This window comes from Pseudoalteromonas sp. ATL1 (genome assembly GCF_058933015.1).
In genome coordinates this window covers 651,029-676,030 of record NZ_JBZYXL010000002.1, presented here as the reverse complement: position 1 = coordinate 676,030, position 25,002 = coordinate 651,029, and the positions used below count along the sequence as shown (strand labels likewise).

The 25,002-nt window shown below is 41.9% G+C and carries 23 protein-coding genes and 1 pseudogene; 5 read left to right on the top strand and 19 right to left on the bottom strand.

Translation table 11 applies throughout. The annotated features are described in order from the left end of the window. Position 1 precedes the first annotated feature (1 nt). Entirely contained in the window at positions 2 to 1,666 is a 1,665-nt protein-coding gene (locus AC5FX4_RS21035; RefSeq protein WP_493608373.1) for a hypothetical protein, read from the bottom strand. A gap of 309 nt (positions 1,667 to 1,975) precedes the next feature. Beyond that, positions 1,976 to 2,362, bottom strand: coding sequence for a RidA family protein (locus AC5FX4_RS21030; protein ID WP_493608372.1), 387 nt, complete (start codon positions 2,360 to 2,362; stop codon positions 1,976 to 1,978). A gap of 193 nt (positions 2,363 to 2,555) precedes the next feature. On the opposite strand from AC5FX4_RS21030, the gene AC5FX4_RS21025 reads away from it, so the two are divergent. Continuing rightward, a complete protein-coding gene (locus tag AC5FX4_RS21025; protein WP_493608371.1) occupies positions 2,556 to 3,464 on the top strand; it encodes a phytanoyl-CoA dioxygenase family protein in 909 nt (302 codons plus the stop codon). A 258-nt stretch (positions 3,465 to 3,722) separates the two neighbouring features. After that, positions 3,723 to 4,127, top strand: coding sequence for a PH domain-containing protein (locus tag AC5FX4_RS21020; protein WP_493608370.1), 405 nt, complete (start codon positions 3,723 to 3,725; stop codon positions 4,125 to 4,127). Between the two features lie 311 nt (positions 4,128 to 4,438). Here the strand turns inward: AC5FX4_RS21020 and AC5FX4_RS21015 are convergent, their stop codons facing one another. The 11 genes and pseudogenes from AC5FX4_RS21015 to betI all read right to left on the bottom strand — a co-directional run bounded on the left by AC5FX4_RS21015 (position 4,439) and on the right by betI (position 14,301). Continuing rightward, entirely contained in the window at positions 4,439 to 4,927 is a 489-nt protein-coding gene (locus AC5FX4_RS21015) for a 2TM domain-containing protein (protein WP_493608369.1), read from the bottom strand. A 265-nt stretch (positions 4,928 to 5,192) separates the two neighbouring features. Further along, positions 5,193 to 5,363: pseudogene (locus AC5FX4_RS21010) on the bottom strand (TorF family putative porin); the annotation flags it as partial. Positions 5,364 to 5,412: 49 nt separating this feature from the next. Next, positions 5,413 to 6,399, bottom strand: coding sequence for a hypothetical protein (locus AC5FX4_RS21005; protein WP_493608368.1), 987 nt, complete (start codon positions 6,397 to 6,399; stop codon positions 5,413 to 5,415). Between the two features lie 8 nt (positions 6,400 to 6,407). Continuing rightward, the gene (locus AC5FX4_RS21000; RefSeq protein ID WP_493608367.1) at positions 6,408 to 6,626 is read right to left on the bottom strand and encodes a hypothetical protein; all 219 of its coding nucleotides are present in this window, start codon (positions 6,624 to 6,626) and stop codon (positions 6,408 to 6,410) included. Positions 6,627 to 7,162: 536 nt separating this feature from the next. Next, positions 7,163 to 7,687 (bottom strand): rhomboid family intramembrane serine protease, encoded by a 525-nt coding sequence (locus AC5FX4_RS20995; protein WP_493608366.1) that lies wholly within the window; start codon positions 7,685 to 7,687, stop codon positions 7,163 to 7,165. Between the two features lie 170 nt (positions 7,688 to 7,857). Further along, positions 7,858 to 8,265 carry a hypothetical protein gene (locus AC5FX4_RS20990; protein WP_493608365.1) on the bottom strand — a complete coding sequence of 136 codons (408 nt, stop codon included), beginning with the start codon at positions 8,263 to 8,265 and terminating at the stop codon, positions 7,858 to 7,860. A 186-nt stretch (positions 8,266 to 8,451) separates the two neighbouring features. Then, on the bottom strand, positions 8,452 to 9,147 hold the full coding sequence (locus tag AC5FX4_RS20985) for a TorF family putative porin (protein WP_493608364.1): 696 nt from the start codon (positions 9,145 to 9,147) through the stop codon (positions 8,452 to 8,454). 13 nt (positions 9,148 to 9,160) lie between these two features. Further along, complete coding sequence (locus AC5FX4_RS20980) at positions 9,161 to 10,378, bottom strand: BCCT family transporter (protein ID WP_493608363.1); 1,218 nt, start codon at positions 10,376 to 10,378, stop codon at positions 9,161 to 9,163. A 173-nt stretch (positions 10,379 to 10,551) separates the two neighbouring features. Next, positions 10,552 to 12,219: a choline dehydrogenase gene (gene betA / locus AC5FX4_RS20975; protein ID WP_493608362.1), complete on the bottom strand. Its 1,668-nt coding sequence runs from the start codon at positions 12,217 to 12,219 to the stop codon at positions 10,552 to 10,554. Positions 12,220 to 12,230: 11 nt separating this feature from the next. Then, positions 12,231 to 13,721 carry a betaine-aldehyde dehydrogenase gene (gene betB / locus AC5FX4_RS20970; protein WP_493608361.1) on the bottom strand — a complete coding sequence of 497 codons (1,491 nt, stop codon included), beginning with the start codon at positions 13,719 to 13,721 and terminating at the stop codon, positions 12,231 to 12,233. Then, positions 13,711 to 14,301 carry a transcriptional regulator BetI gene (betI, locus tag AC5FX4_RS20965; RefSeq protein WP_493608360.1) on the bottom strand — a complete coding sequence of 197 codons (591 nt, stop codon included), beginning with the start codon at positions 14,299 to 14,301 and terminating at the stop codon, positions 13,711 to 13,713. The genes betB and betI overlap by 11 nt, the downstream gene beginning before the upstream one ends. 388 nt (positions 14,302 to 14,689) lie before the next feature. On the opposite strand from betI, the gene AC5FX4_RS20960 reads away from it, so the two are divergent. Both AC5FX4_RS20960 and AC5FX4_RS20955 read left to right on the top strand, forming a co-directional pair. Then, positions 14,690 to 14,920 (top strand): hypothetical protein, encoded by a 231-nt coding sequence (locus AC5FX4_RS20960; RefSeq protein ID WP_493608359.1) that lies wholly within the window; start codon positions 14,690 to 14,692, stop codon positions 14,918 to 14,920. Between the two features lie 193 nt (positions 14,921 to 15,113). Continuing rightward, positions 15,114 to 15,281, top strand: coding sequence for a hypothetical protein (locus tag AC5FX4_RS20955; RefSeq protein ID WP_493608358.1), 168 nt, complete (start codon positions 15,114 to 15,116; stop codon positions 15,279 to 15,281). A 51-nt stretch (positions 15,282 to 15,332) separates the two neighbouring features. On the opposite strand, the gene AC5FX4_RS20950 is transcribed toward AC5FX4_RS20955, so the two are convergent. The 6 genes from AC5FX4_RS20950 to AC5FX4_RS20925 form a co-directional block, all read right to left on the bottom strand. Beyond that, a complete protein-coding gene (locus AC5FX4_RS20950) occupies positions 15,333 to 16,349 on the bottom strand; it encodes an acyltransferase family protein (RefSeq protein ID WP_493608357.1) in 1,017 nt (338 codons plus the stop codon). Between the two features lie 200 nt (positions 16,350 to 16,549). Beyond that, a complete protein-coding gene (locus AC5FX4_RS20945; RefSeq protein ID WP_493608356.1) occupies positions 16,550 to 17,932 on the bottom strand; it encodes an amidohydrolase family protein in 1,383 nt (460 codons plus the stop codon). 91 nt (positions 17,933 to 18,023) lie between these two features. Then, the gene (locus tag AC5FX4_RS20940) at positions 18,024 to 19,061 is read right to left on the bottom strand and encodes a helix-turn-helix domain-containing protein (RefSeq protein ID WP_493608355.1); all 1,038 of its coding nucleotides are present in this window, start codon (positions 19,059 to 19,061) and stop codon (positions 18,024 to 18,026) included. A gap of 39 nt (positions 19,062 to 19,100) precedes the next feature. Next, on the bottom strand, positions 19,101 to 20,669 hold the full coding sequence (locus tag AC5FX4_RS20935) for a tetratricopeptide repeat-containing sulfotransferase family protein (protein ID WP_493608354.1): 1,569 nt from the start codon (positions 20,667 to 20,669) through the stop codon (positions 19,101 to 19,103). 71 nt (positions 20,670 to 20,740) lie between these two features. After that, positions 20,741 to 23,194 (bottom strand): TonB-dependent receptor, encoded by a 2,454-nt coding sequence (locus AC5FX4_RS20930; protein ID WP_493608353.1) that lies wholly within the window; start codon positions 23,192 to 23,194, stop codon positions 20,741 to 20,743. A 484-nt stretch (positions 23,195 to 23,678) separates the two neighbouring features. Further along, entirely contained in the window at positions 23,679 to 24,272 is a 594-nt protein-coding gene (locus tag AC5FX4_RS20925; RefSeq protein WP_493608352.1) for a carboxymuconolactone decarboxylase family protein, read from the bottom strand. 111 nt (positions 24,273 to 24,383) lie between these two features. Here AC5FX4_RS20925 and AC5FX4_RS20920 point away from each other — a divergent pair, with 111 nt between their 5' ends. Then, the gene (locus tag AC5FX4_RS20920; RefSeq protein WP_493608351.1) at positions 24,384 to 24,962 is read left to right on the top strand and encodes a MarR family transcriptional regulator; all 579 of its coding nucleotides are present in this window, start codon (positions 24,384 to 24,386) and stop codon (positions 24,960 to 24,962) included. Positions 24,963 to 25,002 lie beyond the last annotated feature (40 nt).

Sequence of the window (25,002 nt, the reverse complement as noted above, 5' to 3'; positions counted from 1 at the left end):
TTTAAAATGGTGCACAAACCAGTCTTACGCCATTGAGTGCAGTATCGTCGTCATCGCCTTGAGCGTCTTCAACTCTCGTAATAATGCCGGTTACGGCCTGGCCAGATGGACATGAGTATTGACTACTCCAGTCTCCCCAGCTGCTATTTGCGCCCGCTGAGATCAAAGTACCGTTCTGACAGTACAGTTGTACATCGTTGGCCGCTGTGTCATCACCTCCTTGTGGTGGCTCTGTTTGCATTCTAAACCCGGTAACAGGGTTATAACCCCCCGAGCAAAATGCATCTGAACTCCAGTTACCCCATGAGGCGTATTTACTGTAAATTCTGTAGTAACTGCTACTGCCTTTAGGTGCGCAATATAGCTCTACATCATTCAGCGCAGTATCATCACCATTTCCTTGGGGAGTTTCGCTACGCATACGGTAACCAAATACGTAATTATTTGTGCCACACTTTACGATATTACCCCATCCACCCCAATAGCCATCAGTGGCTTGACGGTGTGCATAATTGCCTGATGGGATCATAGTACCACCACGAATTTGATCAATGCACCTACGTGTGTCACCGCCAAAACTGCAAGTGAGCGCAGCACTTGAGCGATATGGCTGGTTATATCCATCGCTATCACCATGCGTGGTGACTTGGTTGACAATGGTGTTAAAGTTCCCACTTGAATAAGCTAATGCATTGCCTATGTGTGCTCGGTTGTAGCGTTTAAATGAGATTTGATTGGTTGATGTGTTTAAAGAAACACTCCAAAATATATTATGAAAGGCTGCATTAACATTCACAACGGGTACCGGGCTATCGTGCTTGTTTCTGATATTGCTACCAAAAGCATCTATGACAAAACCTGGACTATTCTCTTTGTAATTACAGTGATCACCACCACCACCTTGGTTACAGTGATAATGTCCATGAATGATAGCCGCTAAGTTGATGTCCCTTACCGCAGACTGAAAATCGCCAGAATAACTGCCGCCTGGGTAGTGGCCAACAATGATTACGGGTTTGTCTGTACCTATTTTACTGATTGCACGTTTTAAGTAGGCAACGGCATTTTGAGAGTAAATTTGGTTATGTAGCTGGATCAAATATGCAGCCGCATTGCTTGAAGACGTACCAGGCTGGGCAAGTGCTGCGGTGTAGTAATACGCATCTGCACTCGTGCAGTAATGCCTTGGACTATGATTAAATGATGAACAATCGCTTCCATCTATGTTGGTGTGGTATTCATCAAAGATTTTCCAACCTTTGTTATAAAGATCTTCGTATGAATGTAGTTCACCGTAGTTGTCAAAGCTTGTTTCATCGTCGGCTAAATCATGTGAATCATGGTTACCTAGCCCGTCTAGCACTTTCACACCAAAACTTTCCATGTATTTATGTGCATTGCCGTATGTAGTTCGTCCATCACCATCCATTGTAAGGTCACCAGCAATAGGAATAGCCTTAATACAATTCGTACACTTTGATGCTAATATCGCCGCATCTCTCATGGTGTTTTGCGCCCTAGCTGTTCCTGCGCTATCAGACCAACCAAATTGCGGGTCAGCGATAGCGAAGAAGTTGATTTCTTGAGCTTGGATGGTGCTACTAAAACAGCCTAGTAATGTTACACAAGCAAATTTTTCTAACATTCTTACTCTGTTATATTGCATTCTTCTCTCCTTAGTTGCAGTTGTATAAAAAGGGGCACCTGTTTTCAGGTTGAGAAATTATTAGACAGGAAAGTGAAAAAGGTTAATTACATAAGATTACATGTGCGGCATAACTGCAGGAGATTATCCGGTGGTGTGAACTGGGCTTGGGGTGTTTGTGCGAGATTCGATAAGAGCTTGATGGGCTGGTAAGTGAGTTGAAGCGTCATACAGCTTAACAGAGCATGCATAATGGGCTCAAAGCTTGGGTAAGAGAGTTGGCAAATAAGTTACGCGCCTGTGGCGCGGCTTGATACAATACGCCCACGATTATCCATCACTCACAATCGCATCCACTTCAGTCTCTACCAGCCAATCTGGGTCAATAAAACCTTTTACCTCTACAAACGTACAAGCAGGGCGTATTTGCGAGAATAATTCTCCGTGCGCTTTAGCAGCTAACTCCCATTGTATTATGTCTGTGAGCATAATGCGTGTTCTGATCACATCTTCCTTACGACCACCCGCTTGTTCAATGGCATGAATTGATAGTTCTAAGCAATATTTGGTCTGGGCATACACATCACCAATATGTACGGATTTTCCTTCTTGAATTGGCGCTGTGCCAGCGACGGCAATATGATTACCAATACGGCACGCCCGTGAAAAGCCGATAGGCTGTTCTAGGTGTGAGCCCGAGCTGATGTTTTTTCTCATTGTAATCCTTATTTAGTATTGGTCTTGACTGACTATAAAGTGCTGACTGATTGAGGTCAAAGTTTGCCATCTCGGGTTACTAATCTAATTTTCTATATTGCTGATAAAGATGTATAACCTATTCTTTAATAAACACAGCAGGTCGACTATTTAACTTAAGGTCTAAAGAAGAAAATAATACAGGGAGTGGAGCATGACAAAAATAAGTAAAGATAAATTAGAGTTTTATGATAAGCATGGCTTTGTAAGGCTTGAAAATGGGTTGAGTGATGAATTGCTCAAGCGGCTGAAAGATTTATCCGCAAAGTTGGAGGAGTCAGCCAAGCAAGAGTTTTCAAAAGGGGAAGTGAGCAATCAATATTGCATGTCGGTAGAATCGGGGGAACCGAGGTTATTTCGTTATAACGACTTACTATATGACGCGCCTGAACTGATGATTGAACTGCTAGCAACACCTTGCATGATGGCAGTGTGTCACCAGCTTTGTGGTATTGGCTGTGTGCCAATGGAGTTAGACCTGTTGTACAAGTATCCTCATCCTCACCCACATGTAGCTTGGCACCAAGGGGCAATGCACCCTCGTAACTACCCGTATTTAAATGTAGGGATTTATCTGGATGATGCGGATATCGATGATGGTTGTTTACGGTATGTACCCAATACACAGCACCAGCTTCAAGATATTTACCAATTATCCAGTGTGCACGGCTGGGAGATCCCTGGGGTAGTGCAACAAAACGCCAAAGCAGGTGATATTTTGGTGCAAGATATGATGATTTTACATAGCTCTGAGCCCAAGCGTTCGCCGGGCGTGCGTAGAACCATTTACGTAGAGTTACGGCCGATGGCAGGGATCGAAGAAAGTAAAGCGCAGAGCCGTGAGTGGGCAGAGTTAAGAAAGCAATGGATGGCGCATGTTATTGCTGCTGCGAATGAAGCTGATGTACCCGAAGATTGGGCTGAGTTTTACGGTAAACCACAGATTGAACTCAAAGAATTAGTTGAAAAAATAAAGCAAAGGGAAGAAGCCCCTATTCCAGCAGTGTGGGCGCCAAGCCCTGTTGCGCATCCTGACTATCCAACTCGGGCAGATTTACGTTAGCAGCTTTTAATACGGGCAGTACCTGCGACCGCGATATGGTTACCAATGCGACACGCCCGTAAAAAGCCAATGGGCTGTTCAGATGTGAGCCAGAGCTAATGTTTTCTCTCATTGTAACCCTTGTGTATTAGTACTTTTGACTGGCTATAAAATGCTGATTGATAGAGGCAAAGTTTAATTTTATTATATTTATTAGCTTGTTATGGTTGCTTTATTTAGTATAATCAAGCCGTTTTTGGTATCATCAAGGAGGTTCTCGTGCCTGATAAAAGAGTAATTTGGCAAGGTTCGCCATCTCAAGTAACTAATCTGTTTTTCTATATTTTCTGTATAGTGATCCCGTTTTTAATTCCTTTCGCAATATGGCGATATTTGTCTACAAAAAAGACAAAATATATCCTTACACCAACACGGTTAAAAACAGAAGTTGGCGTACTGAACATTAGGCGCGATAATCTCGAGTTGTTGAGAGTGAGAGATTATGCAATTGAAGAGCCTTTGTTTCTTCGTTTGTTTGGTCTGGGGAATATTTACCTTGAAACTACGGATAGAAGCCACCCTGACGTTGCAATTCGAGCAATTAAAAAGCCCCAATGGGTAGCTGAGCAAATTTATGCTGGTAGCCAAGGATACCATATGCATGAAATAGAGATAATCGAGTAACTATGTTTTTAAAAATATTGCTTATCCTCGGCTGTTTGCTTCTGTTTCTAAGCGTTCTATCTGCCGCTTTTTTATTTAAAAATGCGATTAGTGCTACGTCTTCTCCGTATCGAGAAAGTAAAGCGTTTACATTGTGGGCATTATTTATATCTGGGTTGATTATAGGGTTGGCTTTTACAGGTATCGCGCTGAGCTTCATATAACAATGCAGGCAAATATATTCACTCACTGTTGCGACATATAAAGCAGCTCAATTTCGTATTATCAAGCTGATAGCATACATAATCAGCTTGATAAGCTTGGACTCATTTCTAGTTTTTATCGTCTAGTTTTCTACCCAAGCGTTTTTCTATTTCGTGTTTTTCCCACTTTGCGCCAAAAATGCTAGAAACTTCATACGCTTCTAAACCGTGACTGACAATGCCTATGCCCCAGCCAAGGGCTGCCCACCATGCCCAAATATATCCTGGGGAGGTAAGATAATTGAGTATAAACAAAAAAGTGATGGTGACGAAGTAGGTAAGTAAGTGGCTGTAAAAACTCTTTATTGCTCTTACTTGTTCTATGACTTCGTGCTCTTCATTTGTAATGTGTACATGGGTGTTTGAAGGTTTCATTTTTAGCTCCTGTTGCAGTATTGCGACCGTTGTTTCAAAAACAGCAGCTAAAGACTTCAATGATTCTAAGCTAGGTGTGTGGCCGCGTTCGATACGCTGAATTGTTCTAAGACTTAAGCCACTTAACTGTGCTAAGTGATCTTGTGACCAACCTCTTTGCAACCTTAATTTTCTAATAATCACTGTTTTGTCCTTGCTGTTGTGGTTGAGGAGAGCTTAATAGTAATACCTCGAACTCTGTTACGTCATGGATGTGTTATTTGTATGACAAAGCTTATTTATCATGAGCTTACAATAAACTATAACATCTAAACAGTTGTAGCTGTAAACACAAAAATGTATGCATGTATCTGGTGTGGTGAATTAAGGTGTTTACTCGTGCGTATGAAAGGTGTGTGAAAAAGGCCAAGCAAACGCTTGGCCTTATGACTAGGTATAGTGGTTCGTCTTACAAACCAAAAGTGCGTGAAACGCCCTCCACGATGCGCTCGTCGGCGGTGTTAGAGTCAATACTGGTGTTTTCCGCAGCCACTTCAATATCAAATCCTTCAACATTGGTTTGATAAGCTAAGCGATAATGGTGATAAGATTTATCACCAGCGTCCCACATAAACTTGTCCCGTCTAACGATATAGACCCAGAACATTCGGTCTACAAACCACGCTGTGCTATAAGTCAAAAAAGTCATCCAGGCTACCAGCATAACTAAAAGATGGATAACGATTTTGCTGAATCCTTTCAGATAAATGACGAGCCATAGCCTTTACCGTTTTATTCTCTACAAGTATAGCTTCTCCATGTATAAGCTCCTTTTTAAGATTTTCAATATGCGCTTCTAAACTTTCCGTTACCGCTTTTTTACTCCTTGCTGAAAATCGACGCCAAACAAGTGCGGGAGGCTCATCGCAAGTTTTTATTTTCTTATGCTCTAAATCAAGCTGATAAGCTTTTTGGCGAAGCATTTTTTCAAGTGCAGCTATGGTTTTATTATCAAAGGTAAAGTCAGCGTCTGCGACATAGTTTTGGTAAAGCCTGAGAATAGTTACTGCATCATTATTTTTACGCGCAGCTAGTAATTGTTGCATAGTTTCATGCTTTTCAGCTTTCTTGGATTCATTAACTTCTTTATCAGGGTGAAGAATACTAGCTAGGCGCTTATACATTTTATTTAGTTGGCTAGACTTAAAAAGCTTATCTAGTGCCTCTTCATCAGTTTGTTGTTTAAAAGCTTCTTGTTCAAAAAAGCTTTCAAACTCGTCTTGATATTCAAATTCTTCATGTTCGTTGTCAAATGTTTCTTGAGTACTGCTATCGCCATTTGCTTCTTCATAGCTGTCGGTGAGCTTCTTAATATGTGCTTCAAGCAGTGAAGGGTTTTGAGCTACAGCCCTCAGTTCATCTTCACTTAAATTTAACTGACCATGAAACATGCTATCTAACATCATTCTGAGTTGTTCTAAATCATTATCCGTGATTTCAACAGATGTAGATTGGTGATATGCCGTCAACGCATCCGAGAACTCACCCCTTAACGAGAACGTATCAATATCATCTGCAAATGGGTGGTTTTCTAAATAGTCAATTTCCGAGTCAATCCACGCCATTAACTCTTCACGTTGGTTACTTGTTAAAGACTTTCTTGGAATAAAGGTCAACAAATGTCTTACACTTCTAACTGCCTGCTGGACCACTTCTTTTCGTATGGTAGAACGGTTTCTTCGAAACGTCTGTACAACGCAGTTATTTTATTTGTTAAATTTTCATTACGTTTCTCTTTTTTCTCTATGTTTTCCCATAATGATTTGAGGCTGTTAATGTTTTCAGCACCGTCATTTGATGACGCTGAAAGTTTAGTATGAATTTTTGTAAGTTTAGTAGGCATTGTGGTGCACTGTTGAAAGGTTGAACTCATGGGCTAAGAATAACAAGTTAACATAAAGAAAGTGATTAAACAGCAGCGCTGAATATATTTGTAACTAGCGCACAAGAGTTTGATGAATCTTTAGCAATTAATTCGGATGCTGCTAAATGTGTTTACAAGAATACCCGCTCGACTCAATATTGAGCGGGCAATAAGCATAAACTAGTTTACGAGCTTATAGGCTACCCAAGTATCCCCGAGTTTTTCATCGGTGCCTTTCATCACGTTTGGCAAAATATCTGTTACATTCTAATGCCATGTACAGCCTGTTTTGTTTAAACCTGAATAGGTAGGTGTACAAATTTAGTAAGCGAATAAAAGCGCCTTGATGTAGTTGAGTGATCTACTGGTTTATACTCAGAAAACGTTTCAAAAAGCCCTTCGTTTCATAGCAACACACTGCAAACGACGAAAGGTAAAAAAAGCCTTACAATCAGTAGGTTTATGATTGGAAAAGAATCAGTGTGTGGCTTAAGAACTAACATATGGACCAGAGCTTAGTTTGAGAATGATTTGCGTTGTGGCTTTATTCGGCAATATAAAATTGCACCTATCGCGCCCAGTAAGTGACCAATATGGTCGACTTTCATGCCAAGATCGCCACTGGTATGATTATTTAATATCGAATTGATAGCTAGCATAAATACAACAAATAAAAACAATAAAATAGCGGTGAACCACTCTTTTGTGTTTAACTGTTTATCATCAGTAAAATAGGCGGCAATCAGCGCAAAAATTCCCCCTGACATTCCACTTACCATGATATTTTCTGAGTAGAAAAATATCGATGGTGCGGATGCCACCGCACCTACGCTGAGCACAGCCAAATATCTTTTGGCGCCAACTCGGCGCTCATAAACCGACATTAGCCCTAAGCCAACAACATTCGCGACAACATGAACAAAGCTGCCATGGATAAATAAGTGTGTGACAGGCTGCAATGGGAACATAGCGAGTTGCTCTAGGCTATTACTCAAAGCCAAGACGCGGTATAAGTCCTCATTAACCTGTATAAAAGTCATATTGGTCGTTAAAAGAAATATCAACAATAGCAAAACACCAGTCCATATTGATGCTGATATTGTCTTTATATGTTCACGGTAGCTAAGTGGTGTCGCTTTTAAGCTACTTGGTGTGGGTTTGACAAAGATCAGAACACCAATATACACCGTAATGGTAATTAGAAATAAGATCATTGTTCGACAGTGATACTATTTTCAATGTGTTGCTGCACTTGTGGTGACAACTTCGCCACTCTTTCTAAACCCTTTAGTTGGGCATTAACGGTGAGTGTTCGATTGTTTTTGAAGACAAAAAACATGGGCTTTTGTATTAGTCCTTTGCCAAATCTAACGCTTTCGATTTCCTCAAAGGTAAAAAAATCATGTTCCCTAAACTTACCTAACAGGCTTAGTTTATAGAAAAAGATACCTTTTTCTGTGACGGCTAAAAAATACACTCTCATGCTGAGAACAAATAGGGGGCCAATTAAGAGCACTAACCACAAATTGGGTGGTCGAACAGCTTGAAAGAAGCCAATTAACCGATCATCTGCGTTTAAGTTTTTTTCTATATACGCTTGTGCTTTATCTTTATTCATCCATGAACCTAATTATATATTACGGGGTATCACCGATACTAATGAGTTGCTAACGGTTTATCTACAAATAAGAACTTAACATGATTTATTGCCACCTGCTAGCACTGTGTTTTAGAGAGACTTTGGGTGATAAAAAGAAAAGGCCAAGCAAACGCTTGGCCTTATGACTAGGTATTGTGGTTCGTCTTACAAACCAAAAGTGCGTGAAACGCTGAACACGATACGCTCATCCGCTGTATTTGAATCAATACTGGTGTTTTCCGCAGCTACTTCAATATCAAATCCTTCAAAATTGGTTTGATATGCCAATCTGTAGTGGTAGTAAGACTTATCGCCCGCATCCCACATAAATTTGTTGCCATCAAGCGAGTTAGACACATCAAAGCTTGCGCGTAATGTGTGGCCTGGTGCTACTTCTACATTGTGTGCAACCATATAAATGACTTGGCCCACATCTAAACCAAAGTAATCCCAGCTATACCAAAAGTTAAACTCGGTTTTACCTAGGGCGTTGGCGTAACCGAACTTGCTGTACGCTTCAAAGTAGTTGCCATCGCTAGAGTGACTATCGCCATGGTAGCTGTAATAAGCTAAACCATAGTCAACGCCCCATTGGTCGTTCAGTGTGACAAACTTACCAAGGTAGAAGTCCCATTCTAGATCGGTGTTGCCAAAATCAACATTTGACGCCCAAGTACCAGCGTAAAGGCCATTGTCAAAGGCGTAATCTAGACTGCCTTGCAAAGCGGGATCGTTCTTAGTTTGGCTTACACCATTAAAGGTGTAGTCTGAGGCGGCCGTAACTGTTGTCGACCAGTTTGCCATTGCATGGCTTGAGGCAAGTGCTAATGCACCTAAAATTAGTGTTCTCGTTGTTGTCATTATGTTGTATTCCTTAGCTAGCAGTTTCTATTTTGCTGTAATCAATTTTGTTGTCTTTTGGTGAGCTATCAATTTGGCTGACCGTTTTAAGCTTGTTATAGGCAATATAAGCTGCACATGAGATGAACAAGCCAATGACTAATGCGCCAACCCATTGAATTTGTAAAAACTCCAGTTTAAACAATAAAGTTAACAATGATAATGCAACTATGTTAAAAAACATGTAGTTGCGCATGCCTAAACGCTGCACAGTCAGATTCAAGTTGTCTGTATACAGCCGTATCAAAGAGTCGAGTGAGTTGATCACAAAAACAACACCGACGAAAACCATGGCAAAATTTTGAATGCCCGCAGTCGATATTCCGGCTTCATGATAGTGATAAAGTACGCTGAACCAGACCGCGATTGGAATGGAAGGGAACACTAACATGGCTGCAAGCACTTGATAAGTTTTAAGCCCACCAACAAAGCGAGAGGTGAATTGACCGATCATGATGCTCCATGCGAACCACCAAAATAGGTAGAACTCGTGGTAATCATTGAGCGGCAATACAAATTGATTGATGTTTACAAAGTAATCGCCAATCAGTGCAAACTTATTAGCAAAACTGCTCATTGCACTATCACCAAAAATAAAGGCGGCGCTCCACATATACGCAATCAAACCAATGAATAGCCAAGTGGTTGAAATACTTAGAAATCGTACGTACTTTAAACTGGTGCTTGAATACACGGCAAAGCAAATAGCAGCAAGCACAACAAGATAGAAAGTTGGAATTATCGAGCTACCGTCACCGACCTCAGGTAAATACCAAGGCAAGTTAGACAGCAACAAGTAAGCTGTAAACGCACAGGTGCCAATAATGATCACATTATTGACTAATTTCACCCAAGGAATTTCAAAGAACTTCACTTTGGGTTCTATTACGCAGAAATAAAAACAGGTAAGGAAATAAAATCCCCAGATCAAAAAGCCCCAAAAACCAAATTCAATGGCCAAAGGGTTTGCAAACGCATACTCTGGGCTTGCTTTTATGTCTGCGTAACCCGCAAACTCCGTTAAAGGAAACATGATCAGTCCGACATCTAAGCCCGACGTGAACAAGATGGCGATAAAAGTAAATGTTTTAACTGGTGTGACGCCAACACACTGTAAATTACCCCATTTAAACAAAATTAAAGCAATTGCCAATAGGGTGAAAATGATACCAGCACTAAGCCATAAGGTCATTGTCACCCTCCCAAAATAAGTAAAAGTAACTCATTATTTCTCCATTGTTTTTTTATTTATCTCGCATTAATGCTTAAGAGTTAGGACCAAGCCGAACTCCTTGGGATAACCAATTTATCCCGCACGCCACTGCGAGCCCCACTCAGGTATGGCTACCTGAGCGAGTGGCCAATTTAGATCTCCGAACTACGCTGCGTTTGTTGCCATTGTGATGTCATAGCAACACTTGCATTAAGGTTGTTTAGTGGTGTTTTGCCTAAAATATGATCTGCTGCTTTTTCAGCAACCATAATTGTTGGCGCGTTTAAGTTACCGTTGGGTATGGTTGGGAATATAGACGAGTCAACCACACGCAAACTGTTGATACCGTGAACTTTGGTTTGTGAATCAACCACGGCCATGTCGTCTTCGCCCATCTTGCAAGAGCAAGAAGGATGATAAGCGCTTTCGACTGCTTGGCGCACGAAGGCATCAATTTGTTCATCGGTTTGTATGTTTTTACCTGGCTGAATTTCACCGTCGCGATAATCATCAAACGCACTTTGCTCGATGATCTCACGAGTCAAACGTACGCAGGCTCTAAAGCCTTCAATATCCTCTGGGTGTTGAAGGTAATTAAATTGTATTTTTGGCGCGTCTTCTGGGTTGCTAGAAGCAATGCATACTGAGCCACGACTTTTAGGCTTGTTGTGGCCAACATGCACTTGGAAACCATGGCCATCAAACGCGCTTTTGCCATCGTAGCGAATAGCCGCAGGTAAAAAGTGGTATTGAATGTCGGGCCATTCCACACCTGGTTTAGAGCGAATAAAGGCACATGATTCAAAATGGTTGGTTGCCCCTAAGCCATCTTTATTTAAGATCCAGCGTGCGCCAATTAAGCCCTTTGAGATAAGCCCAAGTTTGCCATTTAGGGTAATGGGCTGCTTACATTTGTACTGGAAGTAAAACTCCAAATGATCTTGCAAGTTTTGCCCAACACCCGGTAAGTGATGTTGTACTTCTACACCTGCTTTTTCGAGCGTGTCTTTATCGCCAATGCCAGATAGTTGCAGTAGGTGAGGGGAGCCAATCGGCCCTGCACTTAAAATAACTTCGCGTTTAGCTAAAGCGGTTTTCACTTTGCCTTTAATTTTAAATTCAACGCCTTGTGCTTGTTTATTTTCAAGCAATACGCGCTGAGCTTGTGCGCCAGTGATGATGGTTAAGTTACTGCGGCGCTTGATTGGGTCTAAGTAGGCGCGACTAGCTGAACAGCGACGGCCGTCTTTTACCGTCATATGCATGGGGCCAAAGCCTTCTTGTTGCGCTGCATTGTAGTCATTGGTTTTGGCGTAACCGGCCTGTTGACCCGCTTCGATAAACGCGCGGTAGAGCGGGTTTTCCATCTCGTTACCGTTATTGACGCCCAAAGGCCCTTCGGCGCCGCGATGTGCGTTTTCACCTAAGTACCATGATTCCGCTTTTTTGAAATACGGCAAGCATGATTGGTAATCCCAACCTTGCGCACCATGTTGTTGCCATTCGTCAAAGTCTTTTGCGTGACCACGCACATACACCATGCCATTGATGGACGATGAGCCGCCCAGTACCTTACCGCGTGGGCAGTGCATTTTTCGATTATCTAAATAAGGCTCAGGCTCGGTATGAAACTGCCACGCGTATTTGTCGGTATTCATTGGGATCGACAGTGCCGTCGGCATTTGAATAAAAATGCTTTTATCGCTACCGCCTGTTTCTAACAGCAGCACTTTATGTTGGCCGTTTTCAGTCAGTCGATTGGCCAACACGCAGCCTGCGGAGCCTGCACCGACGATGATGTAATCATATTTCTGTGTCATGCATCCTCCAGTTAAAATGGGCTTTCGATCTTGTTCATTCCTACGTAAACCGATTTGGTCTGGGTGTATTGGTCGAGCGTTTCAATACCATTTTCTCTGCCAATACCAGAGTGTTTGTAGCCACCCACAGGCATCTCTGCTGGTGAGTTGCCGTAAGCATTTATCCAGCAAATTCCCGCTTTAATTTGGTGTATAACGCGGTGCGCTCGCTGAATGTCTTTAGTGAATACGCCTGCGGCTAAGCCTAAGTGTGTGTTATTGGCACGTTCGATAACTTCTTGCTCATCATCAAACACCAAAACACTCATTACCGGGCCAAAGATCTCTTCTTTGACTATGGTCATATCGTCGTTGCAATCAACAAAAACGGTCGGTGCTACAAAGTAGCCATTTGGTGCAGATTCAGGACTAATAGCTGTGCCACCGGTGAGTAATTTTGCGCCTTCCTCAATGCCTTTTTGAATGTAATTCATCACCAATTGTTGGTGTGGTTTTGAAATAAGCGCGCCTAGGTTGACCGCTGGATCCATTGGGTCGCCGGCAATAATATTTTGCTCGGTGCGGTTTTTAAGTTCATTGATAAACTGCTCATACACGTTGCGGTGTACGTAAACGCGTGTGCAGTTTGTGCAAATTTCACCTTGGGTGTAAAAGTTGCCTAACATGGCTGCGCTCACGGCTTCAGTGATATCGGCATCATCAAACACAATCAGTGGTGATTTACCGCCTAATTCCATCGTGACTTCTTTCAGCGTGTTAGCGGCACTACTCATGACTTTTTTGCCAGTGCCCACTTCGCCCGTGAACGATACTTTTTCGATATCTGGATGACCTGTCAGCCATTGGCCGACTTCTGCTGCACCTTGCACTACGTTAAATACGCCCGCAGGCATGCCCGCTTCGATAAAAATTTCAGCCAGCTTGAGTGCGCCAAGCGGTGTTTCTTCAGACGGCTTAAACAGCAACACGTTGCCAGCGGCAAGGGCTGGGCCTGACTTCCAACACGCAATTTGCAACGGGTAGTTCCAAGCGCCAATGCCCGCACAAATACCTAGCGGCTCTTTGCGGGTATAGTAAAAATCGTTGCCAACCATTTGTTGCTGACCTACTTGGGCCGGGGCAAGGCCTGCGAAGTACTCAATCACATCGGCACCGGTTTGCACATCAACACATTCCGCTTCTTGCCAAGGTTTACCCGTGTCGAGTACCTCAATTTTTGCCAGTTCATCATTACGGGCCCTGAGCAACTCAACGGCTTTTAATAGAATGCGGCTACGTTCAATGGGTGCCATTGCTGACCAAGTGGCAAAGCCCTGCTTTGCACTGTTGATCGCTGCTGTTTGCACGTGTTCATCGGCAACTTCAACGCGATAAATAACCTTATCCGTTGCCGGGTTTTTTACCTCAAAACTTTCACCAGTTTGGTTAGGCAGGTATTGGCCGTGAATAAAATTTTGGTAGACGGGGACGTTGTGCGTCGAGGTTGTCATATTAGGCTCCATACTGGCTGATCAATGAGCGAACGTAGTCTTTTGCCAGTCCCTCACTGTGTTTAAATTGGTCTTTGTCCGATTGAATGAGTACGGCTCTAAGCCATAAACCATCAATCATGGCGGCACTGAGTTCGGCTGCGCGTTTTGCGTTTTGCCTATTCATCAGTTGTCGGAATGAACTCGCAAGGTTGCTGTATAAGCGTTTGCTGTTCACGTTTTGTAGTCGGTGCAGTTCAGGGTCGTGCATTGACTGCGCCCAAAAACTTAACCAAGTACGGGTCGTATCCTTTCGTTGCTGAACTAACGCAAAGTTTGCCTCAACAATGAACATCAGTCGTTGCTCAGGTGATGTGTTGGCGTTGGCTTTTGCTATCAATTCAACTTTTAAATTTGATAAAAGATGACGAACGGTTGCTTCAATTAAGCCTTGTTTACCACCAAAGTAATGGCTGATTATCCCAGAAGATAACCCCGCTTTTTTGCTAATACTGTTAATAGTTGTACCTTGTAAGCCAAGCTCAGCGACCGATTCGATGGTTGCTTTTATAAGCTGCTCGCGGCGCACAGGTTCCATTCCGACTTTTGGCATATTTTTATTAATTGAACGTTCAATAAAAATAAAGCTTAAAGAGTTAGGAACTGTATTTCAATGTTGACATTTGCGTATAGCCCGTTCCAAGCTGCAAAGTGAGTTAATTAAGATTTTGATTTTAAAATATTTATTTTGCTCTGAAAATAATTGGAATATTTTTTGTGCAAGCGTTCTAGGTGGTGAGGTTTTGAACAGAAATAGTGCATATAAAGGGCATAAAAATTTTTCGGCCATTTAAACCTTTTAGTTAATAGCGACGACTAACCTAGTTTAAAACAACATCCAACGTAATCTATCAGGGAGTGCTATGCGCGTTTTTATTTAAATTTCTTTCATTTTAACAACGTTCTTTGTTGGACAAGTACATGCTCAGCAGGGTAAGAAAGTGCTGATTATTGCTTCTAATTTATTCGATATGGGCGACCCAGAAAAACATGATGCGAGAAATAACTTATGGGAAGTCGCACCACCTTATCATGTGTTTGTCAGTCACGGCTATGAGGTTGATTTTGCCTCTCCCAAAGGAGGCAAAGTGGCGTTTATGATGGACCCGCTTGGGATCAGTAGTTACACCATAAAATATGAAGGCTTTTTAGATAAGGCGAGCGTTCGCTAAAGCCTGAGCAGGTAGATCCAAATGATTATTGGGCGGTATTGTGGGTGGCAGTGGCCACAGCCCGGGCGCATTTGCCAACGTAAAGCTGCACAATGGCCAATATATGGTCGTAGGTAAACGTGTTGCAGTGTTCCCCAATTCTACCGAGCGTGAAAAAAGTTGGGCAAAATAGGGGACGTTACTACCATTTTTAGTGGAAGATCAACTAACCAAACGCGGTGCAGAAGCACAAAATAAAGACACGTTACAAGACAAGCATGCCGTGGTGATTGATGAGCGTATTGTATCGACGATGTTTCTACCGTCTGCGGCAAATGTAGCTAAAGAAATGATTATCCTAAAACAGGCTGGTGAGGGGTAGTTCACTACACTGTGGAATATTTGCTATCGGAAATTTGGCAAGTGCCGCATTTTATGCGGCGCTTTTCTTAATGCAATTTCTGATTTTGTTCGCAATTGGCTTTTCAAAAAACTGATAAGACAAGTAAGCAACTAGGATGCTTAAAAATAAAGATAAAAGTAGCTTAAGCTCCGTTGAAAGTGATAATTGATTAACCGAATTAATAATCGGCATATGCAGCAAATACAACGAGTAAGATATTTTACCAATAAAATCGCCTAACTTGTTTGCTAGGAAAATGTTGTTATCAGGTACCAAAAAAACCACACAGAAAAACACGGTACTCATCACCAATAACACTTCATAACTTAACCACATTCTTTGTTTTGCATCTGAGGTAACCGGGCTAAATTCTGGGTATAACAAGGGGATTAAACATAGCACCAAGATAAAGCCATGTTTTTTCATGTAACTTGGAATAGCGATAGATTTGTAATGTAGTCCAAAAATAACGCCAATAAAAAAGTAAGGCAGTGTTCTCAAGATGCTAAACAAGTTGTAGGGTACGCCATAAACATCGCCAAATATTTTGGGGAAATTGGTTAAAAACAACAGGATCATCGTGGCAACGATGGCGACATACACATAGCCAATGCGGGTTTTAGTAAACGACCAAAATAGCACAAAAATAAAGTAAAACTGTACTTCAGGTGGAATGGACCACAGTACACTTTCGCCATACAAAAATAGTAAATGCCCTAATACAGTGTTGAAGTCTTTTATGCTGTATAAAATATCTAACTCAGCAAGTGTGAAGAGGTAAGAACTCAGTACAACAAGGAGATACAAAGGCACCACTCGTCCAACCCTTGCAAGGATGTAGCGTTTTACGTTGTCACTGCTAAAAGACTCGCTCATATAAAGATGTGACATCAAAAAGCCGCTCAATAAAAAGAACAGCATAACGCCATAGGCACCAGACCCTCCACCTAACGCGCCATCTAACCAGTTGGTGATATCACTAAAATGAGTAAAAAATACGATGAGTGCGGCCAGTGCTCGTAAGGTGTTGAGTTTTCTTATTTGCATTTTATTATTGTTTTTATAAAGTTAAGTCACTTAAGAAGCAGTCTGCTTTAAATACCGACTTCCTATGTTTTTGAAAAAAGTATTGGTATCAAATATATGAGTATGATGCCAGTTTTATTTTTGGTACTCGTACAGCTCTATCGTATTGCCTAATGTGTAAAAGCCACAGCAAAATGCGGCTCTTCCTTATATCGATGCTGTTAGTACTTTTTTAATAACACCCAAAGCTCTGAAAGTAGGCTGCGTTTTGCAATTGCCTTTTCTTTGAAGTCACTGAGTTGCTTTTGCGTTAACCATACTCCTCGTTTACTTACGGCGTCTGGATTTTTCAATACAGCAAAGTCTTCAATTGGACTTATTCGTGTATAAATAAAGTCGGCGGCGAGTCCTTCTTTGATTTGCCCAATTTTATGGTCAAGTTTCATGGCTTTTGCAGGTGAAAAGGTTGCGGCTTTTAAAACTTCAAAGTTATTGAGCCCCGCTTGGGCCAATAGCGCCATTTCTTGGTGTGTTGCTAAGCCATGGGGTGACCACAGTACACCCGCGTCAGAGCCAACCAGTACCTCAATGTCTAGTTCGTGCATCTGTTTGGTTATTTCAATGAGTTGATTGAGTGTTTTACGATTATATTTAGCCATCTTTGGCGATGCGTTTAACCATCTTTTTACTTGGTCGTTTTCTTCACCGTATGCCAGTATGGGTGAAATATAGTGTTTTGGTAAGGTGTTCAAAAAGTCTGCTTTGTCTTCGCTAATTTTGGTTAATTGCCAGAATATGTTTAGTGTTGGGGTGATTGGCACATTAAGTTGTTTTAATTCTAAAAGTACTTGAGTCAATTTTTCTTGGTCAAACTGATGATTGAGTACACTTTGCAGTATTTCTTCCGTGTGCTCCAGAGATTGTAAGCCTTCCAAGTCACTCCAAGACATGTTGCCAGACAAATTAGGCCCATGTTTAGCGACAGGCATGTTGAGTTCATTGGCTGTGGTTATCAATGATGTAAGCGCCTGTTCGTTTAAACTGCCATAGGCTTTTATTAAGTCGTAACCGGCATCTTTCGCTTCAATAACTGATTGACGAGCAGCTTGTGCGCTATTGATATATTTGGCGAGCGGAGTGTTTTGGTAGCCAGTAAAAATAGGGCTGCTCACCGTGGCGCTAGCTCCAATTAAATGTCCTGAATTCACCTGATCTCGCCAAGTTAGCTGCTCGGGTGCGCCATTTAAAATGCGCACATGGGTGACGCCATGGGCTAAATTGCTCATCAGGGCGCTAGAGTCATAAAAGTGGGTATGCATGTCAACAAGCCCAGGAGTAAGGTAGCCACCTTGACCGTCAATGATTTCGTAAGTTGTAGATTCTCTACTTAACCCTTTGGCTATTAAGTTTATATTTCCATTTTTGACGATAATGCTCTGATTTCGCAAAATTGATTCGTTGACTGGGTCAATAATATTCACATTTTTCAAAATAAAGTCGTTACTTTTTGGTGGTGCGAGTGGGGCGTTGCAGCCGTTGAGTAGCAAAGCAAGTAAAATGCTAGCTAGGAGCCAAAGTAGGTTAGTTGGAGTTAGGTTCGTCATATGTTCACTCAAATAAGTTGCTTTATTACCGCCTATTTTGAATTAACAAACCAAGTTGAGCGTCCAATGGCAAGAATTTAGACGTACAAAATCATGCTTTTGACGACGTGTTGAGCGTATTTTTGTACTCGGTTGGCGTCATACCTGTTTGTTTTTTAAATGAATAATTAAATGATGACTTTGCGTTAAAACCTGCTTCAATGGCAAGTGTAAGTAATGACTCACTTGCTCTTTCTCTCATTGCCTTTTTAATGTACTCAATACGAAAAGTGTTGATGTAGTCATTAAAACTTTGTCCTGAATTCAGGTTGATAGCACGGGAAACATCGCGCACTTGCAAATTGGCCTGTTGTGCAAGCTCTGTGAGCGTTAATCGGCTTTGTAGATACCAAGCATGTTTTTGTATTTGCTGCTGCAAATGTTCAAAAATAGCCTGATAAGAGTCCGCACTTTCTTTGTTCTTTTCACAGTCATCTGGTGTCATTGGCGTGTTGCTCAGCGTGCAGATCACCGTGTGGTCACGGTTCAGTTTTGCAGTGAGTAGCATCAGTAAAATGAGATTGATTAAAGTGCCTAGACCTTGTCCGATCACATTGAGTTCGTGTGTTAAGTAGGGCTGTGCATTGAGGCGGACTAAGTCTAAAGCATTATTAACTGACATTGCGATGACCAGCCAACCAAGCCAACGCAAAGTAACCTCTTGTGCGTCAGAACGATAATCTTGTAGTCGTAGGTTGAATTGATAAATGTGATACAAAGCGAGTCCAGCGTAAATAAAGCGCCATAATGTGCCAACCAAAATAACCTGTTGAGTGAATTGGGTGAATGGCAGCGCTAAAAGCATAGGAGCTAGATGTAAGTATTCTATTTTATTAAGCTTACAGGTCAGAGACTTAACAACTAAATACAACATCGGCCCAAATCCAATAACAAAAATAGGTGTGATTAAATGGCGTGTTCGGGTGATGTTAAGTTCTTCAAGCAAATTGAACGCTGCCGAGACGCCGATCATGGCAAAAAATCCACAAATAACGCGATAGCGAGGGTAGGCACTTAAGATTAATATGCTCAGGGACGCAACGCCCAAGCCAAATGCTTGGAGTAGATTGACGGGGTTCACTTCAAACACTTAGACACTCCAATCGAGTATTGGTGAGTACATATGCTCCTACCATGGAACACCTTGATCATTAAAATAAGCTTTTATTTCATTAAGGTATGGCTCAAAGTTACGCCATCGACCGATGGATTTACTATTGAGAGGCTCTCTGACTTGGACTTTGCTTGCGGTAGAAACTGGCGCGGTGTTTAAGTGAAAGTCTAAACAGCCTTGTTGCCAATTTAAGCCACAGTGCTTAAGTAAATCGCGTATATGTTGTTCAGGATTTTCAACCAGTGATTCGTATTGCAGTAATTTAACCTGTTCACCATGCAGGTCTTGCCAGTGTTGCATCAACTGATAAAAACGGGTGTAAAACTTGGCCGTGTCCATTAGATCAAGCGAGTAGCGATAATAAGGATTATTGATTGTAAATAATTGGCGATAATTACCAATGCAAGTATCTAGTGGGTTGCGCAGCAAGCAGACGATTTTGGCGTTTGGTAGCGCTTTACGTATCAAGTCGATGTAAAAAAAGTTGAATGGCAATTTATCAATAAAATGCGCGCTATTGCCCGTTACCACACGAGTTGCATCAAGGTAGGCTTGCCCAAGTTGCTTAAAATCGAGTTGGTATGCCGCATCAAGTGTGGTGTTGTCTAGCACATGTGGTGTATTTGTTTGAGCCAACCGCTTGGTGCATATGCCAAAATCTTGTAGTTCTCCTGCCGACATAACATCTGAATGGCTTGATAAAATGCGTTCTACTAAGGTTGTGCCAGAGCGAGGCATGCCTAACACAAAAATGGGTTCGTTACTGTTGTGTCCAATCCTGACCTGTGTATGTTCTTCACTCAGCGTTTTTATATGTGCAAACAGCTTAGAGGATGCGTTGTTGTCGAAGCGGGCTTGTTCGAGCTTGGCTTTCTTTCCCTTATTTAACGCTTCAAACGCTTGATCATATTGTTTTAAATCTTGGTACTCTTTTGCCAAAGCGTGACCTATATGCAGTTGAGCATCTGGATGCGATATGTGTGAAAAAACGCTGCTTAAGCGTTCTAAGTGGTTGTTGTCGTGGGTCGCTTTGGTGAGGTCGGAAAGCGCAAAATGTGCTTGGTGCTGTGTTGGGTTAATTTGTATTGCTTTTTCAAAGGCTTGCTCTGCCTGAGCGAAGTTTCCTAAAAATTTAGCGCACACACCGTAGTTGTAGTAAAACTGTGGGTTAGTCTGTGTGATTTCTAGTGCTTTTGTGTAAAAGCGCATGGCTTGTTCGTGTAAGCCTATATGGCACATGGCAACGCCTAGCGTATCTGCCGTCAGTGCGCTATTCACGGTTGCTAGGTTTACTTTAGTAGCGGTCGCTTTGGCTTGCTCAAGTTGCCCATCAAGGGCATAGCATTTTGCAAGCTGTGCCAAGTACTCTGAACTTTGCGCATACTCTAGCGCTTTTTCAATTAAGGCAATGGCTTTTTTAACTTGGCCGACTTGTACGTTGATCATTGCCAGTAAAAAGTAGGCATCCGCATGGTGTGGTTCAGCTTGCACAATAGACACGAGATATTGGTGTGCTTGCTGTATGTCGCCTTGGTTTAGCGCTTTTATGGCATTTTGGTGTAGCTGGTTGATACTGAGCGTCATAAGTCATTATTCTTTTTAAAAATAAAAAAGGCTCAAACTAAGTTTGAGCCTCTAGCGTAACGGTATCTTGGTTACAGTTCAAATTGGTAATCGAACTTAACACCAATGGTGAGTGGTCGGTTTAAGAAATGACCATAGTTGCGTTGGATCTGTGAACCATTGGTTTCTATTTGAATGTCTTGAACGTCCCGTCGCACTGATGTGTATGCATATTTATTAAATAGGTTGTTGATATATAAAGTGGTTGACCATTGATCCCCAGTTAATTTAGCCGAAATATTGCTTAGGGCATAACCAGGTATCATTTCGCCATTTGCTCTTAATCCTACCTTACTTATCGTATCGCTTTGAGCCGTTAAGCCGTAGTTGATATCAAGTAGTTTGTCGCCCAGTATTTCCGTTTGGTAATTAATACCCAGTGAGAACTGATGCTCTGGAGAGCCTGGTAATCTATCTCCATTCTTACCATCGACAAAAACCAATGTTGAATCATCATCTTCGCTCGGCAGTCGTTTCACCCTGAATAAGTTTTTAGCATCTTCAGTTAACTCTACTTTGGTGTAAGCGTAGGTTGCATAGGCCGTGAAAGAGTCAGTGAGCATCGCTCTAGTCGCAATTTCTAAGCCTTTAGCATTGGCTGAACCAGCATTGGAAGTATATGGAAGTTGTCCAACTTCTGTTGCACCCTCAATTTGAGCATCTTTCCAATCAACATTAAAGACTGCGGCATTAAAGTGCAGGCGATTTTTCAGCCAAGTACTTTTAAGACCGAGCTCATAATTAGTCGTCGTATCGTTTTTGTAGAGCATTTCACTTGGTTGACCACAGCCCGTTTGCTTATCTGGCTGTGGTACTTTGCATGCTTTTAAGCCGTTGGAGCCACCTATTCTAAACCCTTCACTTATGGTTGTATAAGCCATAACGGTATCTGTAAACTGGTAGCTGACGTTAAATTTAAATAAGCTGCCGTTGTCATTTGCAGGACTATTTTCAAATTCTAAATTTACTTTGTCTGGGCCAGCATCACCATAAAATGTATTGCTTAGAGGGAAATCTACTGCTGAATCTGCGCTTATATCATATTCATAAAAGCGTGCGCCAAGTGTGATAGTAAGCATGTCATTGACTTGGTAACCGACTTCGCCAAAGATGGCCTTTTCTGTGGTCTGTGAACGATCGACTGAGTAGTATTCAAGGTTATCTGGACGTATGAATCGAGGTTCTCCTGAGGTATTGTTTGCAACCAAGAATTGGCTATAGCCAGGCGTATACTCTTTGCTTGAACCATCTTCTTTATGTTTGTTGTAAAAACCCCCAACAATCCAGCTCAAATCTGAATCACCTTGTGAAACTAAACGGATCTCTTGCGTGAAGTTTTCTTCTTCTTCGATTTCACGAGTGAAAGAAGAGAATGACGGGAATTCCTCATAACCATAATCAAGGCGGATCAGTAGGTCGGTTTGGTCGCGTTGGCCGTAGGCATCAAACTCTGAAAAACCTGTTGCAGATACAAGTTCAGCAAAGCCTAAATCCGCTTTTATTTCTAAGCTTAATAAAGAGTCTGTCTTGTCTCTTGGCTCTTCATAGCGATAGGCTGATTCATACTTACCAATTTTTGCGTTTAAACCATTGTTTGGGTTAAGTGCGCTGTGGTGGACGATTGAACGACCTTCACTTTCTTGCTTTTGGTAGAAGTAGTTAATGGTACTGTCGAGCCAGTCATTAGGCATCCAGCGCAGTGAAATACGACCTGTTTTAGTATATTCACCGTTATTATCCTTTGCCTGACGTAAATTCTGCTCAACCTCACTTTGATTTGACCAATCGGGGTCAGGCATAGAAACACCGGCATCACGCACAACATAGTTATAATCAATAAAGCCAGGATCTTTGTAAAGATTAACGCTTGCACGCACAGCGAGCTTATCATCGATGATTGGGGTATTAAAAATAAAGCCTGATTCACCACCCAATGAGTCACTTTCACTGATTTGAAATACGTCACCGTATACTTTACCTGTGGTTAGGTCCAATTCTGGGCTTTTAAGCATGTAACGAATGGCACCGCCTAACGTACCTGCGCCATATAACGTACCTTGTGGGCCGATTAATACTTCAACGCGCTCCACATCGGTTAAACGCATATCAATAGCGACGGGTATTTCGTTGATATAGGTTGCCACTGTGCCACCATCTGAATCCGGGCCTGATGAATTTGTATTCAAACCTCGCACAATAATGGGTGAACCAGAGCGACCACCTTGATCGGTGACGGTTAAACCCGGCACCCAACGTGCGACATCGGCCAGTTCACCAATGTTTTGATCGCGCATAATATCGCCATCAAGTGCAGTGATATTCAGTGGTGCTTCTTGCACGGAACCCGAGCGGCGTGTAGCTGTAATTTGTATGACTTCAAGCGACTTGTCTTTTGCCTGAGCATCATCGGCGAATGCTGATGTTGATGCGAATGACGCGCTTAGAGCGCTATAAACCGCCATAGAGAGTATGCTTGGTTTATACATTGTTTTAATCCCCGTTGTTTGTGTTGTTGCTTTTATGCTCAGACAGAAAAGCATAAATCAGCATAGGCGACAAGCCTGTACAATAATTGTTGTGAATATATATTCACAACACCTGAAAAGGCATGCATTTTAGTCTGGGTTTTTTAAAAATACAGCTAAATTTTGCATTTATATTTTTTCAAAAAATATTTTAGAAACCTGGTGGATAAATAATGTCGATGGTGGATAGAAATACATGATTAATGCATTTTTTATCACTTTAAGTTTGCTTTTTAGGTAAGGTATCTCCCCTTGAGCGTGGAGGAGTATGGAGAGCGACAGCTATTTTTTTGCTCGTACCGTGATGGTGAGCTAAAGAAGGTGAACTCGCTGAGGGCACTGTGATGAGGCTGGACTACGGCCCTCATTCAGCTTTTGTTGTTGTTTTCAGTGCGCAGCTATGAGTAAGGTCATACCTCAGCAAGTTCAAATCGGGGTTTTAGCCTTACTTTTGGTGTTTCCCAACCTGCCATTGGTTGTTAGACAAATATGTTTCACCCGCATCAATGGCACCAGACTCTAATGTGGTTGCCATTGAGTCATTCCAACGGTTTAGGTAACCAAATAAAGAAATCACGCCCAAAATTTCAACAATTTCGCCATCATCCCAATGTGCTTTTAGATGAGCTTCAATGTTTTCATCTACAGCATTTGGCACACTCGATGCGGCAAGTGCAAACTCAAAAGCCGCTTTTTCACCAGCGTTGAATAGCTCGCTATCACGGAATTGCCAAATATGCTGTAGGCGCTCATCACTGCCACCATAGCGTTTTGCAGCCAAAATTGTGTGTGCTTCACAATAGCGACAGCCAGTGTTTGCACTGGTGATGTAACCAATTAAACGTTTCAGTTCACTGGTAACTCGACCATGATTTTCCATCACTGCTTTGTTGAGGTTAATAAATGCTTTGGCGATGTGAGGGCGGATCTGCATCGTTAACACACTGTTTGGGCAAAAACCGAGTGTTTCGTTAAAAAATTTAGCTAACTCAGCGACTTCTGAGTTGGCATCTTGTGCTAAGGGGGTAACTAAAGCCATAATGAGTTCCTGTTTAATTATTTTGGTGTTGCATTTGCAACATAATTTAAGCCGTTTTTTCCTGTGTGTCTACAAAAAATGAACACAATTATAAAAAAGTGTGGTGATTATATGAGCAATAAAGCACGGCAAGCCGCGTTTAAACTTTCAGAGCATACAGATGAGCCGTTTGATTTATATCATCATGCTCCCTATCGTATTGCTGTTGCCAGTAACCTGTTGGCACTTGATAGAGATGCTTATATTCGCAATTTAACTGGGCTAGAGACGCGTGAGATCCGCGTGCTACTTAATGTCGGATCATATGGACCTATTAATGCAGCGGATATCGCTTATCAATCGCGCTTAGACCCTTATTCAGTGAATCGTGCGATTAATACATTGCTAAAACTTAATCTGATCTATGCAGACCAAAGTAATGAAAAGCAACGAAGTAAGCCTGTTATGCTCACTGACGAGGGCAAACCTTTGTATCAGCAGATCGTCGCGCATATGAAAAAGCGTGAAGCGAATGTGTTGGATGGGATCAGCGAAAAAGAAAAAGCATTATTACTCGCACTGCTCGAAAAAATTGAGCTGTGCGCCGAAGCCGCATTGGCAAAGAGTGCTGAAAATCTAGAAGCGCAAGGTCAAAGTATTACTCGTGATCAAAAAGAAGTTATACGTTGGCACAAGCGCTCTATTAAGTAACCTTTGGTTTGGCTACGACTTAAAACTCAGTTTGCTTTAA

Coding starts and splice junctions, on each gene's coding strand:
- AC5FX4_RS21035 (WP_493608373.1), bottom strand. CDS start 1,666: ATGCAATATAACAGAGTAAGAATGTTAGAAAAATTTGCTTGTGTAACA.
- AC5FX4_RS21030 (WP_493608372.1), bottom strand. CDS start 2,362: ATGAGAAAAAACATCAGCTCGGGCTCACACCTAGAACAGCCTATCGGC.
- AC5FX4_RS21025 (WP_493608371.1), top strand. CDS start 2,556: ATGACAAAAATAAGTAAAGATAAATTAGAGTTTTATGATAAGCATGGC.
- AC5FX4_RS21000 (WP_493608367.1), bottom strand. CDS start 6,626: ATGCCTACTAAACTTACAAAAATTCATACTAAACTTTCAGCGTCATCA.
- AC5FX4_RS20995 (WP_493608366.1), bottom strand. CDS start 7,687: ATGACTTTTATACAGGTTAATGAGGACTTATACCGCGTCTTGGCTTTG.
- AC5FX4_RS20990 (WP_493608365.1), bottom strand. CDS start 8,265: ATGAATAAAGATAAAGCACAAGCGTATATAGAAAAAAACTTAAACGCA.
- AC5FX4_RS20985 (WP_493608364.1), bottom strand. CDS start 9,147: ATGACAACAACGAGAACACTAATTTTAGGTGCATTAGCACTTGCCTCA.
- AC5FX4_RS20980 (WP_493608363.1), bottom strand. CDS start 10,378: ATGACCTTATGGCTTAGTGCTGGTATCATTTTCACCCTATTGGCAATT.
- betA (WP_493608362.1), bottom strand. CDS start 12,219: ATGACACAGAAATATGATTACATCATCGTCGGTGCAGGCTCCGCAGGC.
- betB (WP_493608361.1), bottom strand. CDS start 13,721: ATGGAGCCTAATATGACAACCTCGACGCACAACGTCCCCGTCTACCAA.
- betI (WP_493608360.1), bottom strand. CDS start 14,301: ATGCCAAAAGTCGGAATGGAACCTGTGCGCCGCGAGCAGCTTATAAAA.
- AC5FX4_RS20950 (WP_493608357.1), bottom strand. CDS start 16,349: ATGCAAATAAGAAAACTCAACACCTTACGAGCACTGGCCGCACTCATC.
- AC5FX4_RS20945 (WP_493608356.1), bottom strand. CDS start 17,932: ATGACGAACCTAACTCCAACTAACCTACTTTGGCTCCTAGCTAGCATT.
- AC5FX4_RS20935 (WP_493608354.1), bottom strand. CDS start 20,669: ATGACGCTCAGTATCAACCAGCTACACCAAAATGCCATAAAAGCGCTA.
- AC5FX4_RS20930 (WP_493608353.1), bottom strand. CDS start 23,194: ATGTATAAACCAAGCATACTCTCTATGGCGGTTTATAGCGCTCTAAGC.
- AC5FX4_RS20925 (WP_493608352.1), bottom strand. CDS start 24,272: ATGGCTTTAGTTACCCCCTTAGCACAAGATGCCAACTCAGAAGTCGCT.
- AC5FX4_RS20920 (WP_493608351.1), top strand. CDS start 24,384: ATGAGCAATAAAGCACGGCAAGCCGCGTTTAAACTTTCAGAGCATACA.